The 15810-nt window shown below is 58.5% G+C and carries 14 protein-coding genes and 1 riboswitch; of the genes, 8 read left to right on the top strand and 6 right to left on the bottom strand.

The features are described from left to right. Positions 1-31 precede the first annotated feature (31 nt). Positions 32-136, bottom strand: a riboswitch (TPP riboswitch). 131 nt (positions 137-267) lie between these two features. Together dnaJ and dnaK are read right to left on the bottom strand one after the other, a co-directional pair. Then, positions 268-1416, bottom strand: a complete 1149-nt coding sequence (gene dnaJ, locus ACR0NW_RS19035) for a molecular chaperone DnaJ (protein ID WP_170655206.1) — start codon at positions 1414-1416, stop codon at positions 268-270. Positions 1417-1490: 74 nt separating this feature from the next. Continuing rightward, entirely contained in the window at positions 1491-3398 is a 1908-nt protein-coding gene (gene dnaK / locus ACR0NW_RS19030) for a molecular chaperone DnaK (protein ID WP_170655208.1), read from the bottom strand. A gap of 214 nt (positions 3399-3612) precedes the next feature. Here dnaK and ACR0NW_RS19025 point away from each other — a divergent pair, with 214 nt between their 5' ends. Next, positions 3613-4215 (top strand): alpha-ketoglutarate-dependent dioxygenase AlkB family protein, encoded by a 603-nt coding sequence (locus tag ACR0NW_RS19025; protein WP_480452588.1) that lies wholly within the window; start codon positions 3613-3615, stop codon positions 4213-4215. A gap of 3 nt (positions 4216-4218) precedes the next feature. Here ACR0NW_RS19025 and ACR0NW_RS19020 read toward each other — a convergent pair whose 3' ends face one another. Next, positions 4219-5043 (bottom strand): ABC transporter permease, encoded by an 825-nt coding sequence (locus ACR0NW_RS19020; protein WP_480452590.1) that lies wholly within the window; start codon positions 5041-5043, stop codon positions 4219-4221. Between the two features lie 121 nt (positions 5044-5164). Here ACR0NW_RS19020 and cysQ point away from each other — a divergent pair, with 121 nt between their 5' ends. From cysQ to ACR0NW_RS18985, 7 genes are all read left to right on the top strand, one after another. After that, positions 5165-5962 (top strand): 3'(2'),5'-bisphosphate nucleotidase CysQ, encoded by a 798-nt coding sequence (gene cysQ / locus ACR0NW_RS19015; protein WP_480452592.1) that lies wholly within the window; start codon positions 5165-5167, stop codon positions 5960-5962. Next, positions 5962-6762, top strand: coding sequence for a 3-deoxy-manno-octulosonate cytidylyltransferase (locus ACR0NW_RS19010; RefSeq protein ID WP_480452593.1), 801 nt, complete (start codon positions 5962-5964; stop codon positions 6760-6762). Before cysQ ends, ACR0NW_RS19010 begins: the two co-directional genes overlap by 1 nt. A 78-nt stretch (positions 6763-6840) precedes the next feature. Beyond that, the gene (galE, locus tag ACR0NW_RS19005) at positions 6841-7824 is read left to right on the top strand and encodes a UDP-glucose 4-epimerase GalE (RefSeq protein ID WP_480452594.1); all 984 of its coding nucleotides are present in this window, start codon (positions 6841-6843) and stop codon (positions 7822-7824) included. 7 nt (positions 7825-7831) lie between these two features. Further along, positions 7832-8866, top strand: a complete 1035-nt coding sequence (locus tag ACR0NW_RS19000) for a glycosyltransferase family 2 protein (RefSeq protein WP_480452595.1) — start codon at positions 7832-7834, stop codon at positions 8864-8866. Between the two features lie 185 nt (positions 8867-9051). After that, positions 9052-10038 carry a glycosyltransferase family 2 protein gene (locus tag ACR0NW_RS18995; protein ID WP_480452624.1) on the top strand — a complete coding sequence of 329 codons (987 nt, stop codon included), beginning with the start codon at positions 9052-9054 and terminating at the stop codon, positions 10036-10038. After that, positions 10035-11735: a DUF5927 domain-containing protein gene (locus ACR0NW_RS18990; RefSeq protein ID WP_480452596.1), complete on the top strand. Its 1701-nt coding sequence runs from the start codon at positions 10035-10037 to the stop codon at positions 11733-11735. Before ACR0NW_RS18995 ends, ACR0NW_RS18990 begins: the two co-directional genes overlap by 4 nt. 6 nt (positions 11736-11741) lie before the next feature. Beyond that, on the top strand, positions 11742-13175 hold the full coding sequence (locus ACR0NW_RS18985) for a nodulation protein NodH (protein ID WP_480452598.1): 1434 nt from the start codon (positions 11742-11744) through the stop codon (positions 13173-13175). A gap of 6 nt (positions 13176-13181) precedes the next feature. On the opposite strand, the gene ACR0NW_RS18980 is transcribed toward ACR0NW_RS18985, so the two are convergent. The 3 genes from ACR0NW_RS18980 to ACR0NW_RS18970 all read right to left on the bottom strand — a co-directional run bounded on the left by ACR0NW_RS18980 (position 13182) and on the right by ACR0NW_RS18970 (position 15803). Beyond that, complete coding sequence (locus tag ACR0NW_RS18980; RefSeq protein WP_170655238.1) at positions 13182-13703, bottom strand: L,D-transpeptidase family protein; 522 nt, start codon at positions 13701-13703, stop codon at positions 13182-13184. A 61-nt stretch (positions 13704-13764) separates the two neighbouring features. Further along, positions 13765-14574: an ion transporter gene (locus ACR0NW_RS18975; protein ID WP_170655241.1), complete on the bottom strand. Its 810-nt coding sequence runs from the start codon at positions 14572-14574 to the stop codon at positions 13765-13767. Beyond that, positions 14571-15803: a class I SAM-dependent RNA methyltransferase gene (locus tag ACR0NW_RS18970; protein WP_480452599.1), complete on the bottom strand. Its 1233-nt coding sequence runs from the start codon at positions 15801-15803 to the stop codon at positions 14571-14573. Before ACR0NW_RS18970 ends, ACR0NW_RS18975 begins: the two co-directional genes overlap by 4 nt. Between the last annotated feature and the right edge of the window lie 7 nt (positions 15804-15810).

Genomic DNA, 15810 nt, shown 5'->3' with positions numbered 1-15810 from the left:
ACTTGGGCAACGAGGGGCATAAAAAACGTTCTCTTGTCTTTAGACCGTTCCCTACGCCGGAATTGCCCGGATCAGGTTCGATGGGTTAACGCATCCACGCCTCTCAGCCCGCAATCGGGCACCCCAACGGTTGGCGCGGACAATCTCAGGGGATGGCGCAGGAATCAAGGGCCAATCCTGTGGGGATTGAGGCCAATCTGGACTTATTGATCGGGCCAAAAAAGGCCGGCCCGATTGGGCCGGCCTGAATTCGGGTTGCGGTCGGGCTTAGCCCTTCATTCCGTCCCAAAAGGTTTTCACCGAGGAAAAGAAGCTTTTGGATTCGGGATGGTTGTCTTCGCCCAGCTCTTCGAACTCGCGCAGCAGCTCTTTCTGGCGGCTGGTCAGGTTGACTGGGGTTTCGACGGCAAGTTCGATGAACATGTCGCCAACACCGCCGCCGCGCAGGGCTGGCATACCCTTGCTGCGCAGGCGCATCTGGCGGCCGGACTGGCTGCCGGCCGGGATCTGAACGCGGCCGCGACCGCCGTCGATGGTGGGAACCTCGATCGAACCGCCCAGCGCAGCCTTGGCCATGCTGACCGGAACCCGGCAATAGAGGTTCACGCTGTCGCGTTCGAACAGCTGATGCGGAGAAACCTCGACAAAGATGTAAAGATCACCCGGAGGGCCACCGCGCATTCCGGCCTCGCCCTCGCCTGCCAGACGGATGCGGGTGCCGGTTTCGACACCTGCGGGAATGTTGACGGACAGCGCGCGTTCTTTTTCAACGCGGCCAGCGCCCTGACAGGATTTACAGGGGTTGTTGATGATCTGACCCAGACCGGAACAGGTGGGGCATGTGCGTTCAACCGTGAAAAAGCCCTGCTGAGCCCGCACTTTGCCCATGCCCGAACAGGTCGGACAGGTCGAGGGTTCAGCACCGCCTTCGGCGCCGGTTCCATCACAGGACGAGCAACCAACCGCAGTGGGGACGTTGATCGTCTTTTGCATCCCGGCAAACGCCTCTTCCAGCGTTACGCGCAGGTTATAGCGCAGGTCGGACCCGCGCGCGGCCCGGCGTCCGCCGCCACCTCCGCGCTGACCGCCCATGAAATCACCGAACAGGTCGTCGAACACGTCCGAGAATGCGCTGGAGAAATCGCCCGATCCGAAACCGCCACCGGGACGGCCACCGCCACCCATGCCGTTTTCGAACGCCGCGTGGCCAAAGCGGTCATAGGCGGCCTTTTTCTCACCGTCTTTCAGAACGTCATAGGCTTCGTTCGCTTCCTTGAACTGCGCCTCGGCATCCGGGTTGTCCTTGTTGCGGTCGGGATGCAATTCCTTGGCTTTCCTGCGAAAACCCTTCTTGATCTCGTCCGCCGATGCGCCCTTGGACACGCCGAGCACATCATAGTAGTCGCGTTTTGACATCAGTTTTTCCTTCTGCCTCAACGTAATCGGGCCGGCCCGGCAACCGGACCGGCCCGCATTGGCCCGGTTACCCGTTAGTTACGCTTGTCGTCATCCAGATCTTCGAATTCGGCATCGACGATGTCGTCATCGCCGGGTGCAGCGTCCGCTGCTGCCGGTTCGTCATCCGCTTCTTCAGCCTGCGCCTTGTAGATGGCTTCGCCCAGCTTCATGGCGGCTTCGGTCACGTTCTGGATGCCGGACTTGATCTTGTCGGCATTGTCCGTCTCGATCTCGTCCTTGAGCGCGGCAATCGCCAGCTCGATGGCTTCGATCGTGGTCGGATCGACCTTGTCCGAATGCTCTTCCATCGACTTTTCGGTCGAGTGGATCAGGCTTTCGGCCTGGTTCTTCGCCTCGATCAGCTCGCGACGTTCCTTGTCTGCCTCGGCATTGTCCTCGGCGTCCTTGACCATCTTGTCGATGTCCTCTTCGGACAGACCGCCAGAGGCCTGAATGGTGATCTTCTGCTCTTTGCCGGTGCCTTTGTCCTTGGCCGAAACCGAGACAATGCCGTTGGCGTCGATGTCAAAAGTCACCTCGATCTGAGGCATGCCGCGCGGTGCGGGCGGGATATCTTCGAGGTTGAACTGACCAAGGATCTTGTTGTCCGCGGCCATTTCACGCTCACCCTGGAACACGCGGATGGTCACGGCGTTCTGGTTGTCCTCGGCGGTCGAGAAGACCTGAGACTTTTTCGTCGGGATCGTGGTGTTGCGATCGATCAGGCGGGTGAACACGCCACCCAGCGTTTCGATGCCCAGCGACAGCGGGGTCACGTCCAGCAGAACCACGTCCTTGACGTCGCCCTGCAGAACACCGGCCTGAATGGCGGCGCCCATGGCAACCACTTCGTCCGGGTTCACACCCTTGTGCGGCTCTTTACCGAAGAATTTGGTGACCTCTTCGATCACTTTCGGCATCCGGGTCATACCACCGACCAGAACAACCTCATCCACGTCCGAAGGCGACAGACCTGCGTCTTTCAGAGCGGCCTGGCACGGCTTCATCGATTTCTTGATCAGGTCACCAACCAGCGATTCCAGCTTGGCACGGGTCAGTTTCATGACCATGTGCAGCGGCTGACCGTTCGAACCCATCGAGATGAACGGCTGGTTGATTTCGGTCTGTGATGTCGAGGACAGTTCGATCTTGGCTTTTTCCGCGGCTTCTTTCAGACGCTGCAGCGCCATCTTGTCAGCGGACAGATCGACACCGTGTTCCTTTTTGAACTCATCCGCCAGGTAGTTGACGATGCGCATGTCAAAGTCTTCACCACCCAGGAAGGTGTCACCGTTGGTCGATTTGACCTCGAACAGGCCGTCGTCGATTTCCAGGATGGTCACGTCGAAGGTACCACCACCAAGGTCATAAACCGCGATGGTCTGGGTTTCTTCCTTGTCCAGACCATAGGCCAGAGCAGCCGCTGTCGGTTCGTTGATGATCCGCAGCACTTCCAGACCGGCGATCTTGCCAGCGTCTTTGGTGGCCTGACGCTGTGCGTCGTTGAAATATGCCGGAACGGTGATGACCGCCTGCGTGACTTCCTCACCCAGATAGCTCTCGGCGGTTTCCTTCATCTTGCCCAGAGTGAAGGCCGAGATCTGGCTTGGGGAGTACTTTTCACCGCGGGCTTCAACCCACGCGTCGCCGTTGCCGCCATTGACGATGGCATAGGGCACCATTTTCTTGTCTTTTTCGACTTCTGCATCATCCACACGACGACCGATCAGACGCTTGACGCCGAAAATCGTGTTGTCGGGGTTGGTGACCGCCTGGCGTTTTGCAGGCTGACCGACCAGTCGCTCATCTTCGGTGAAGGCGACGATCGAGGGCGTGGTCCGCGCCCCTTCCGCATTTTCGATGACCTTCGGCTGAGAGCCGTCCATGATTGCCACGCACGAGTTGGTTGTGCCGAGGTCAATGCCAATTACTTTTCCCATAGGTTCGATCCCTTTCTCTTCAAGGCGATGTCCCGAGGCCTGAACCCGTTACGGCATCCCGGCCCCGATCTGATGTGCGCGACAGCACTACACCATCGCGCGTCCCGGCGTATATAAGGGCCGGAAACGTGGCCTGCAAGCGTCGTGAAATGCAGGTTTTCACGATTTTCGGGCCTTTTTTGGCAAGGATTTGGAAAGGATTGGGGTTTCCGGGATGACTCAGCTGCTGTTGCGCGGTTTCGACATCAGAAAAGGCTATCTGGACGGGGCCGCACAGTCTGGTCTTATCGAGGAGTTGCGGCCGATTCTGAAGGCCGCTCCGCTGGTCCGGCCAACGACCCCGTCCGGGAAACAGATGTCGGTTCGCATGACCTCGGCCGGGGCGCTGGGATGGGTCACCGACAAAAGCGGCTACAGGTATCAGCCCACCCACCCCACGGGCGTGACATGGCCCGACATTCCGGCATCGGTTCTGGATATCTGGCGACACCTGACCGGGGCTGACCGCGCGCCGGATTGTTGTCTCATCAACTATTATGGCGAGGGCAGCCGGATGGGATTGCATCAGGACAAGGACGAAGCGGATTTTTCCTGGCCGGTTGTCTCGATCTCGTTGGGGGATGACGCGCTGTTCAGGATCGGCAACACCAGCCGGGGCGGCAAAACCGACTCGCTGTGGCTGAATTCGGGGGATGTGGTGGTCATGGGCGGGCCTGCGCGCCTGACCTATCATGGCGTGGATCGAATCCGGTTCGGTTCGTCCCGCCTGCTGCCCAAGGGCGGGCGGCTCAACCTGACGCTGCGCGTCGCGACCTGACACTCAGCGGCGGGCGAACCAGCTTTTCGACACCTGCTGCCGGGTATAGAATTCGGCCATCAGGCCGATCATCACTAGAACAATGCCGACCCAAAGGGCGTATTCCCAGCTGGTCACGCGCGGGAAATAGTTTCGGAAGATAAAGCCACGGCATTGGTCGATGGCATGAAACAGCGGATTCCAGTCGAAAACCTTCAGCATGAAGGGCGGCAAGGCGTTGGCGACGACCATTTTGCCGGAAAACACCATGTTCATGCGCCGGTAAACGCTGCTTCCGATACTTGCAACTGTGGGAAACCACGGCTGGATCGCCAGAAATACCAGCCCCACGGCGCAACCTGTGAACCAGGCCAGAACAAGCATGGCAAATGCACCGCCCGGATCCTGAATTTCCAACGGGTTGATCGTGACATGATAGATGAACAGGATCGCGATCAGAGACATTATCTGGACATAGAGTGTCTGGAACGCCGCCGCCAAAAGAACCACCATCATGTTCATCGGTGAATGCAGCATCATCGGATTGTTGCCGGTTCCCACCCCTGAAATGGCAGCAACAGCCTTGATATGGCCCTGAAACAGAAACACGCCCGACAGCAGGTACAGAATGAATTCGCCCCGAATTCGCGCGACACGCCCACCCATCACAAAGGTCATGATCAGGTAGAAGACGATGACCATCAGAACGACCTGAATGATATTCAGCACAATCGCCAGAACGGCATTCGAATGCTTCGAACGCACATTGCGCACGATGCCGTGAAACACCAGTTCAGCCGTCGAAATGGCGGCACCGATCAGGGTTCTATTGCGCTTGTACTGAAACACCGAAGAATTTTACCTGCGTCATTTCCGGGATCATGCCATGTAAATCTTGCCGAACCCTTTGCATCACACCATAAGATCGACAAGTTTGCAGATCAACAAATCACAGGATCGGAGCAATTTTGTGACCTACGAAGCCCTTATCCCCGTCATCCGCCGTCTGGCCCTGGAAGCAGGCGACAAGATCATGGAGATTTACAACGCCGACGATTTCGACGTGAAGGTCAAATCCGATTCCAGCCCGGTGACAGAAGCGGATGAAGCGGCGGATGCGTTGATCTCGGCCGGATTGCGCGATGCCTTTCCCGATATCCTGCTGGTGACCGAAGAACAGGCCGCATCCCATTCGGAAAAGGGCGATACGTTTCTGATCGTCGATCCATTGGACGGCACCAAGGAGTTTATCAACCGGCGCGGCGATTTCACTGTGAATATCGCGCTTGTGGAAAACGGTGTGCCGACCCGTGGCGTGGTCTATGCCCCGGCCAAAGGGCGGATGTTCTACACACAGGCCGATGGTCAGTCGGTCGAAGAAACCGGCGCGCTGGACAAGGCACAGGCCGGGGAATTGGCGCCGATATCAGTGTCTAAACCGGACAATTCGGCGCTTTTGATCGTGGCATCCAAATCGCACCGAGATCAGGCGACCGAGGATTACATCAACAAGTATCAGGTGCAGGACAGCAAAAGCGCGGGCTCGTCGCTCAAGTTCTGCCTGGTGGCGACCGGTGAGGCGGATCTCTATCCCCGCGTGGGCCGCACGATGGAGTGGGACACTGCCGCAGGCCACGCCGTGTTGGCGGGTGCAGGGGGTAAAGTGGTGCGCTTTGATGATCATTCACCGCTGGGATACGGCAAGGATGGCTATGCCAATCCGTTCTTCATCGCCTATGCTCCGGGTGTTGAGCTGAAGGAGGCCTGATGTCCGTTCTGATCGCGATCCCCGCCCGTTACGCTTCGACGCGGTATCCCGGCAAACCGCTGGTGCCGCTGACCGGAGCAAATGGAACATCGATGACGCTGATCGAACGGTCATGGCGCGCGGCCAAGGCCGTGTCGGGCGTGGACCGTGTCGTGGTTGCAACGGATGACGATCGCATCCGCGAGGTGGCCGAAGGGTTTGGGGCCGAAGTTGTAATGACCTCGGAATCCTGCGTCAACGGAACCGAGCGCTGCGCCGAGGCACATGCGGCGCTGGGTGGCGGCTACGAGATTATCGTGAACCTGCAGGGCGACGCCCCGCTGACGCCGCACTGGTTTGTCGAGGATCTGGTTCAGGGGCTGCGCGCAGCCCCCGATGCCGGTGTGGCGACGCCGGTCCTGCGCTGCGACGGCGATGCGCTCAACAGTTTGCTGAACGACCGCAAGAACGGACGGGTGGGCGGCACCACCGCCGTGTTCGGTGCAGATCACAGCGCGATGTATTTTTCGAAAGAGGTCATTCCCTTTACCTCGGACACTTATGCCAGCACCGATGACACACCGGTTTTTCACCATGTTGGTGTCTACGCTTACCGTCCCGATGCGCTAAGCGCCTATCCGGCGTGGGCGGCGGGACCGCTGGAAAATCTGGAAGGGCTGGAGCAGCTGCGCTTCATGGAAAACGGCCGCAAGGTGTTGTGCGTCGAGGTCGAGGCCAGAGGACGCCAGTTCTGGGAGCTGAACAACCCGCAAGACGTGCCTAAAATCGAAGAAATGATGACCGCCATGGGGTTGGACTGAGCCGTTTTCCCCGTGGCGCGCAGCTTCGATGACACGTAGATACCTCAGAAAATTACGGATTTCAGATCGGGATTCATCATGACAAATATCTTGGTAACCGGCGGCGCGGGATACATCGGATCCCATGCCTGCAAGGCGCTGAGCAAGGCGGGCTACACCCCGGTGACCTATGACAATCTGGTCACCGGCTGGCAGGACGCGGTCAAGTTCGGGCCGTTCGAACAGGGTGATTTGCTGGACCGGCAGCGTCTGGACGAGGTTTTTGCCAAATACGAGCCAGCGGCGGTCATGCATTTCGCCGCCCTCAGCCAGGTGGGCGAGGCGATGTCGCAGCCGGGCAGGTACTGGTCAAACAATGTCACCGGCTCGTTGAACCTGATCGAAGCGGCGGTGGCTGCAAACTGCCTGAACTTTGTTTTTTCCTCGACCTGCGCCACTTATGGCGAGCATGACAATGTGGTGCTGGACGAGAACACACCGCAACATCCGCTCAACTCCTATGGCGCATCAAAACGGGCGATCGAGGATATTCTGAGGGATTTTCAGTCGGCGCATCATCTGAACCACGTCATTTTCAGATATTTCAACGTCGCGGGTGCCGACCCTGACAGTGAAGTGGGCGAGTTTCACCGCCCCGAAACACATCTGGTTCCGTTGATGCTGGACGCCATCGATGGCAAGCGGGATGCCCTTACAGTATTCGGGACGGATTATGACACGCCGGACGGCACCTGCATCCGCGACTATGTTCATGTCTGTGATCTGGTGGATGCCCATGTTCTTGGCCTTAAATGGCTGGAGCAGGGGAAGGAAAGCCGCGTCTTCAATCTGGGCACGGGGTCGGGTTTTTCGGTGATGGAAGTGATCGAACACTCCAAAGCAGTCACAAATCAGACGGTCCCCTACACGATCGGTCCCCGCCGGGCCGGGGATTGCACCAAACTGGTATCCGGTTCGACCCGCGCTGAAAGTGAACTGGGATGGCAGCCCAAAAGATCAACATTAGAGACTATGGTCGCGGATGCCTGGCGCTGGCATCAGAACGGGCATTACGAGAAATGAAGCGGAGATGAGCGCAGCCGAAGCCCGATCCCCCGGCTGGGTACAGTCCTACCGGTTGCGATGGAAGCGGCGGCGGCTTTTGTGGCGATCCTTTCGCAGCAGGCATCAGTTGGCCTGCCTGTCGGACCGCACCCATCAGATCGCGCCCGGCAACATTCTGGCCTTTACCACACTGCGAAACGAAGTCGGCCGTTTGCCGTGGTTTTTCAACCATTATCGCCGGTTGGGCGTGAACCATTTTCTGGTGGTGGACAACCACAGCGACGACGGGTCGGCAGAGGTTTTGCGGGAACAGCCGGACGTGTCCCTATGGCAGACCGGCAGCAGCTATCGCGCAGCCCGGTTCGGACTGGACTGGCTGACATGGCTGCAGATGCGTTACGGCCACGGGCACTGGACGCTGATGGTGGATGCCGACGAGCTGCTGATCTATGCCCATCACGACACCCGATCCCTGCACGAGCTGACAAACTGGCTGGACGCCGCAGGGCAAAAGGTGTTCGGCGCGCATTTACTGGACCTTTATCCAAAGGGGCCGCTGGGCATTCAGACCTATTCGCCGGAAACCGATCCGACAGAGATTCTGCCATGGTTCGACAGCGGGCCATACCGGGCGCAGAGGCAGAACCCGCTGGGCAATCTGTGGGTGCAGGGTGGTGTTCGGGAACGCATGTTTTTCAGCGACCGCCCCGAACGCTCACCCACGCTCAACAAAATTCCACTGATGCGCTGGTCGCGCCGGTATGCCTATGTCAACTCATGCCATTCGGTTTTGCCCGCGCACCTGAATTACGGCTACGACGGCCCGGGGGGTTCGGCACCCTCGGGCGTTTTGCTGCACACCAAATTCCTGCCCGAGATTGTCGAAAAATCCCGGATCGAAAAGATGCGCCGCCAGCATTTCCATAGCCCGGATCAGTTCGGATCATACTATGACGGGATAATCGGCCAGCCCGATCTTTGGATAGAAAATTCAGTGCGCTATACGGAATGGCGGCAGCTGGATCAGTTGAAACTGATGCGGGCCGGAGGATTTGAATAAGGCGCCGGATGACGGATCCAATCAGCCACACCATCGCTAAGATTATTTAAATTCATTGCCTTGCAAGATACAAAAGTGTCATAAAGCGTCAATTGCCCGGCACCACTCTGGCCTCAACCAGCCCCGGGCATGCTCGCGTATCAAAAAGGTTGGGCAGTCGCGTGAGCCTGTTGGACTCTTACCGGATGAGATTGCGGCGCAGGCGCCGTGTGTTGCGCTGTCTGCGCAAGGGGCGCGAGCTTGAGCCGGTCAGCGACAATACGGCTGATATCCAACCCGAAGACGTGCTGCTGCTGAGCGTGGTTCGGAACGAAAAGACCCGGCTTCCCTATTTTCTGGAATATTACCGCAAACTGGGCGTGAACCATTTTCTGTTCGTCGACAATGGCAGCGACGACGGCACCCGCGCCTACCTGACCAGTCAGCCCGACACATCCGTCTGGGAAACGGGCCACAGCTACAAGCGCGCCACCTACGGCGTGGACTGGATGAATTACCTTTTGCGCAAATACGCCCACAAACACTGGGTGCTTACGGTCGATCCGGATGAGTTCTTTGTCTATCCGTTTTGCGATACGCGCCCCATCCGCGCCCTGACCGACTGGCTGGACGGAACCGGCATCCGCAGCTTTGGCACGATGCTGATCGACATCTATCCCAAAGGCCCCATAGACGCGGCGCAGTATCACGAAGGGCAGAACCCGCTGGACATTGCACCTTGGTTCGACACGGGAAACTACACGATCACCAAGAACCCGGCCTATGGGAACCTTTGGATTCAGGGTGGTCCCCGGTGTCGGATGTTCTTTCGGGACAACCCCAAAAAAGCACCCGCCCTGAACAAAATTCCCCTTGTTCGGTGGGACCGGCGTTACACATATGTCAGCTCGACCCACTCGCTATTACCCAGAGGGCTGAACCAGGTGTACGACGATTCCGGCGGCGAAAAGACCAGCGGTGCCCTGCTGCACGCCAAACTGATCGGATCGCTGGGTATGAAGGCGGTTGAAGAGCTGAGCCGCGGGCAACATTACCGATCCTCCGAAGAATACAAGGCCTATGCCGGACACCTGAAGGATTGCCCGGATTTCTGGTGCAAGTGGTCGGAGAAGTACATCAACTGGCGGCAGCTTGAGATTCTCGGCCTCATGTCGAAAGGCAACTGGGCATGAGCCGTCTGGGCGTCGTCATGCTGGTGCACACCGCGCTGGACCGGGCCGAGCAGGTCGCGCGCCACTGGACCGCGGCGGGCTGCCCGGTTGTGATCCATGTGGACCGCAAGGTGCCCAAAAGCACCTTTTCCGCCTTTGCAGAGTCTTGTTCCGACGACAGCCTGATCCGGTTTTCCCAACGCCATCTGTGCGAGTGGGGCACCTGGGGGATTGTCGCGGCCTCGCAATCGGCATCGGAACTGATGCTGGAGACGTTCCCGGACGTTCACCACGTTTTCCTGACCTCCGGCGCCTGCCTGCCCTTGCGGCCGGTACAGGAGCTGACCGATTACCTTGCCGATCGCCCGCGCGCGGATTTCATCGAAAGCGCCACCACATCAGATGTGACCTGGACGGTCGGGGGGCTGGATCGCGAACGCTTTACGCTGCGGTTTCCGTTTTCCTGGCGCAAACACCGCAAACTGTTCGACGCCTATGTCAGGCTGCAGCGCCGCATGAACGTCAGGCGAAAGATACCCGATGGGCTGGTTCCGCATATGGGCAGCCAGTGGTGGTGTCTGTCCCGGCAAACGCTGTCGGCCATCCTGCAGGATCCCCAGCGAAAAACCTATGATGCCTACTTCAGGCATGTGTGGATTCCCGATGAAAGTTATTTCCAGACTCTGGCGCGGGTGTATTCGACCTGTATCGAAAGCCGGTCCCTGACCCTGTCAAAGTTTGACTATCAGGGCCGTCCGCACATTTTTTACGATGATCACCTGCAACTGCTGCGCCGGTCCGATTGCTTTGTGGCCCGCAAGATCTGGCCGCAGGCCGACCGCCTGTATCAGGCATTTCTGACCGACCGGACAACGGCAATGAAACCGGCCGAGCCCAATCCCGGCAAGATCGACCGGGTATTTGCCAAGGCGGTCGAGCGCCGAACCCGTGGACGTGACGGGTTGTACATGCAAAGCAGGTTTCCACGAAAAAGCTGCGAAAAGGGCGTGTCAGCCCACCCTTACTCTGTATTTCAGGGATTTTCCGAACTGTTCGAGGATTTCCAGCCATGGCTGGCCAACGCAACCGGCACGCGGGTTCACGGGCATCTGTTCGGACCCGACAGGGCGGAATTCTCTGACGGTGAAACCATGATGAACGGGTCGCTTTGCGACGCCGCCACCTTGCGCGACTATAATCCCACGGCGTTTCTTCAGAACCTGATCTGGAACACCAGAGGGGAACGCCAGTGTTTCCAGTACGGTCCCGCCGACAACCAAAAGCTCAACGCGCTTTTTGCCCGTGACAAGAACCTGCAAATCTCGGTCATCACAGGCGCATGGGCTGTCCCGTTGTTCCGGTCGAATATGAATTTCGCGGATATCCGCCAGCAAGCTGCGCAAATGCAGCAGACCGAAACGAAACAACTGGAGGTTCTGCGAGGTGCCGATACCAAGGCGCGGGTCAGAATCTGGTCGCTGGCCGAATTCATCGAGGCACCGATGGAACCGCTGCAAACGATAATTGAGGAAATCAGCCCAATCCCCCTGAGGCCCGTGTCCGAAGCGCCGACCCTTGTTGATCTGACCGGCTTTGGAAAGTTTCTTCAGAACCTGAAGAACCAGGGCATGCATCCCTATCTGGTTGGCGACTTTCCGGCCGACGATGATTTTGAACCGGCTCCGCGGCCTGTGCGGAAACCCTATCTGGTGCAATAGTCAGCCATGGGTGCGAATTTCGACTATTTCATTGTTTTCGCGGAGATGCGCACCGGGTCCAACTTTCTGGAATCTAATCTGAACGCGCTTGATGGCGTCACCTGCCATGGAGAAGCGTTCAACCCCCACTTTATCGGATACCCCAATCGAACCGATGTTCTGGGAGTGAGCCAGCCACAACGCGACGACGATCCGGCCTGCCTCATCGACGCGATCAGGAATGGTCCGGGCGTGCTGAACGGGTTTCGATACTTTCACGACCACGACCCCCGGGTGCTGGAACCGGCGCTTGAAGACGCCCGATGCGCCAAGATCATACTGACGCGCAACCCTCTGGACAGTTACGTGTCGTGGAAGATCGCGCGCGAAACCGGACAGTGGAAACTGACCAATATCAAACGGCGCCGGGAAGCGCAGGCCCGTTTCGATTCCACGGAATTCACCGACTATGTCGGCAAGCTGCAGGAATTTCAGATCGTCCTGCTGAACCGGTTGCAGCGGTCGGGCCAGACGCCGTTTTATTTGTCCTACGAAGACCTCGATCAGCTCGACGTCATAAACGGCCTTGCAAAATGGCTGGGTGTTGAGTCCCGGCTAGAACGCCTGAATCAGAGTCTAACCCGGCAAAATCCGGCACCCGTTCTGTCCAAGGTGAAAAATCCGGATGACATGAAGGCGGCGCTGGCCGATCTTGATCCGCTTAACCTGAGCCGAACGCCGAATTTTGAACCCAGACGGGGGCCTGCGGTTCCCAATTACATCGCCGGGATCGAAACGCCCCTGATGTATCTGCCGATGCGTGGCGGGCCCGAGGATGAGGTGCGCAGATGGCTGGCCGATCTTGACCGAGCCGACACTGAGGCTCTGGTAACGAACCGCAATCAGAAACAGGTGCGCAAGTGGATGCGGACACATCCGCAGCATCGCAAATTCACCGTACTGCGCCACCCATTGGCGCGGGCGCATTCGGCATTCTGCCAGCGCATTCTGCCCAAGGGACCGGGCAGCTACAGCAAAATCCGAAATCTGCTGAGAAAACAGTTCAAGGCGCCGATCCCCGCCGAAGATCCGGGAAAGGACTATTCCCTGTCACAGCATCGCGACGCGTTTGCCGGGTTTCTTGAATTCCTGCGCCTGAACCTTGCCGGTCAGACGGCGGCACGGGTCGATGGCCTTTGGTGCAGTCAGTCGCAGGCACTCACAGGTTTTGCAGAATTCGCGCTGCCCGATCATGTGATCCGGGAAGAGGACATGGCATCCGACCTGCCGGGTCTGGCCCGGAAATTGGGGCATCCTGCCCCGCCTACGCCCGCGGCGGCGACATCGGACACGCCATTCGAACTTGACCAAATCTATGATGAGGACCTTGAGAAGATGGCGGCGGAAATTTACCGCCGCGACTATCTGCAGCTTGGGTTCGGACGCTGGAGACCGGTCTGAACCGGATCAGGGCCGCAATGTGATCAGCGTGCCCTCGTTGACCATCGAATAGATTTCTTCGATCTCATCGTTTTTGACCGCGATGCATCCGGCGGTCCAATCCGGCGTTTTCTTGGCGCGCTTGCGCTCTTTCTTCCGGTTGGGTTGCCCGTGAATAAAGATGTCGCCACCCGGATCAATGCCCGCCGCCTTGGCCTCGGCAATATCCTGTGAATTCGGATAAGAGATACCCAGCGACAGATGATAGCGGCTGTTGGGGTTGCGGCGGTCGATCAGATAGGTTCCCTCGGGCGTCTTGCCGTCGCCCCGGACCTTTTTCGTACCGTTGGGCGCAAAACCCAGATCAACTTCGTACTCCTTCAGGATTTTCTCGTTATGAAGGAGATACATTTTACGCGCGCCCTTGTTGATGACCAATGATGTCACCTCGGGCCCGTTATAGGTAAGAAATCTTGGGGAACTTGCCGACGCGCAAGCCGAAAGGCTCAGAGTCGCCAACGCTCCCATTCCAAATGCTCGACGGTCCATTTTTTTCACTGCCTGCTGCCTGTTTTGCCTGCCATTATGCCAAAATTTCAGAAATTCAAAATCACTTTTTGATGTTCTGCTGCTCTCTCAGCCGGTTTTCTATGGATTCCAGCCGCTCAAGCACCTCATCCCGGTAAGCGTCGGTTTTTACCTCATCCTCGGCATGATGGGCATCCTGCATCGAATTCACGATCAGACCGACCAGCAGGTTTACCACCGCAAAGGTCGTGATCATGATGAAGGGCACAAAGAACAGCCACGCGTAGGGATAAACCTCCATCACCGGGCGCACGATGCCCATGGACCAGCTTTCCAGCGTCATGATCTGAAACAAAGTATAGGCGGACAGGCCCAGATCACCGAACCAGTCGGGAAACGATTGGGAAAACAGCTTGGTCGCTATCACGGCGCCGATATAAAAGATGATCGCCATCAGCAGGAACACACTGGCCATGCCGGGCAAGGCCTGAATGAAGCCTTCGACCACGCGCCGCAGACGCGGAGCCACCGAAATGACGCGCAATACCCGCAGGATTCTGAGCGCCCGCAGCACCGACAGGCCCGCACCACCGGGAACCAGTGCGATGCTGACGATGGTAAAGTCAAAAACGTTCCACCCGTTTTTGAAGAACCTGCCTCCCTGCGAGATCAGTTTCATTGCGATTTCAATGATGAAAATCGTCAGGCACAACCCGTCGAGAAACACGATGACCGGCCCGAAATCCTCCATCAGGCCGGGGGCGGTTTCCATGCCCAGAAGGATCGCGTTGAAGATGATGACGCCGGTGATGAAGCGCCCGAAAATCGGAGACTCGGTCAGGTTCCGCAGCCGCTGCCTGAACCCGCCGGGAATGCTCTGCTGATCGGTCATGCTGTTTTCTTCCCCAGTCTGAATGACGCTGCCAGTTCCACATGTGTCGACCATCGAAATTGGTCAACGACCTGCACCCAATCAAGGGTGTATCCGGCATCAACCAGTCTTTTTGCATCGCGGGCAAAGGTGACGGGGTTGCACGAGACATAGGCGATCACGTGTGGTTTCGCTTGGGCAAGCTCGGCCACCTGCGCCTCGGCCCCGGCGCGGGGCGGGTCCAGAACAACGGCATCAAAGGATTTCAGCTCATCCGGGGTCAGGGGGCGGCGGAACAGGTCTCGGACCTCTGCGGTCACACGTCTGAGCCCCTGCGCCTTGCGCCAGCCCTGATCCAGGGCGTGGATCATCTCGGCCTCGCCTTCGACCGCGTGAATCTCGGCCGTTTGTGCCAGCGGCAGCGAGAATGTTCCGCTGCCTGCAAACAGGTCGGCAATTGTCTTTGCAGCCTCAACAGCCTCAAGAACCGCCCGCAATAGAGTCTGTTCACCGTCTTTTGTCGCCTGCAGGAATGCTCCGGGTGGAGGGACCACCGCAGCCGGACCAAAGGTCTGAACGGGTGCGTTCCGCATGGCCACAACCTCTCCATCCCAGGCCAGACGCGCCAGATTGTACCGTTCGGCCGCCTGCGCCAGCGCCAGTTCCAGCGGGCCATCGAGGGGCTTTCCCCCCTGAACCGAAACATCCAGCCCAGCCGTGGACAGGGTAAGTGTCACCGCCAGAACGCCCTTTCGACTGCCGCCGAGAAGTGCCAGCGCCTCGGCTACGGGAATGGCGTCGATCAAAGCCGGATCAAGCAGGTGGCAATCCGGGATTTCGGTAATGGTGTCCGAAGCGCGCCCGTGAAATCCGGCCAGTGCCCCCTTTTTGGTGCGGCGCACGGCAATCGTGGCGCGGCGGCGCGAGCGCGCGGCAGATGTGTGGATCGGACGCAGATCGGCGTCCAGCCCCTGCCCGGACAGCGCAGTGCGCACCACATCGGTCTTCCACTGCGCGACAAAACTGTCAGAGGCATGTTGCAACTGGCAACCGCCGCAAGATTTATAATGTCTGCAAGGCGCCTTGACCCTTTGGTCCGACGGTTCGATCACGCGGATGTCAGTCAGGTGAGATCCTTCCAGAGTTCCTTGCACGGTTTCGCCGGGCAGGGTGCGCGGTGCGTAAACGGGACCATCGGCGATACCGTCACCCTGATGGCCGAGGCGGAGTATGGTGAATTCCTGCGTCATGACGGGC

It is taken from the genome of Ruegeria sp. CF5 (assembly GCF_056537325.1).
Note: the sequence above shows the minus strand (reverse complement) of the source record. Positions and strands in the feature narration are given on the sequence as shown.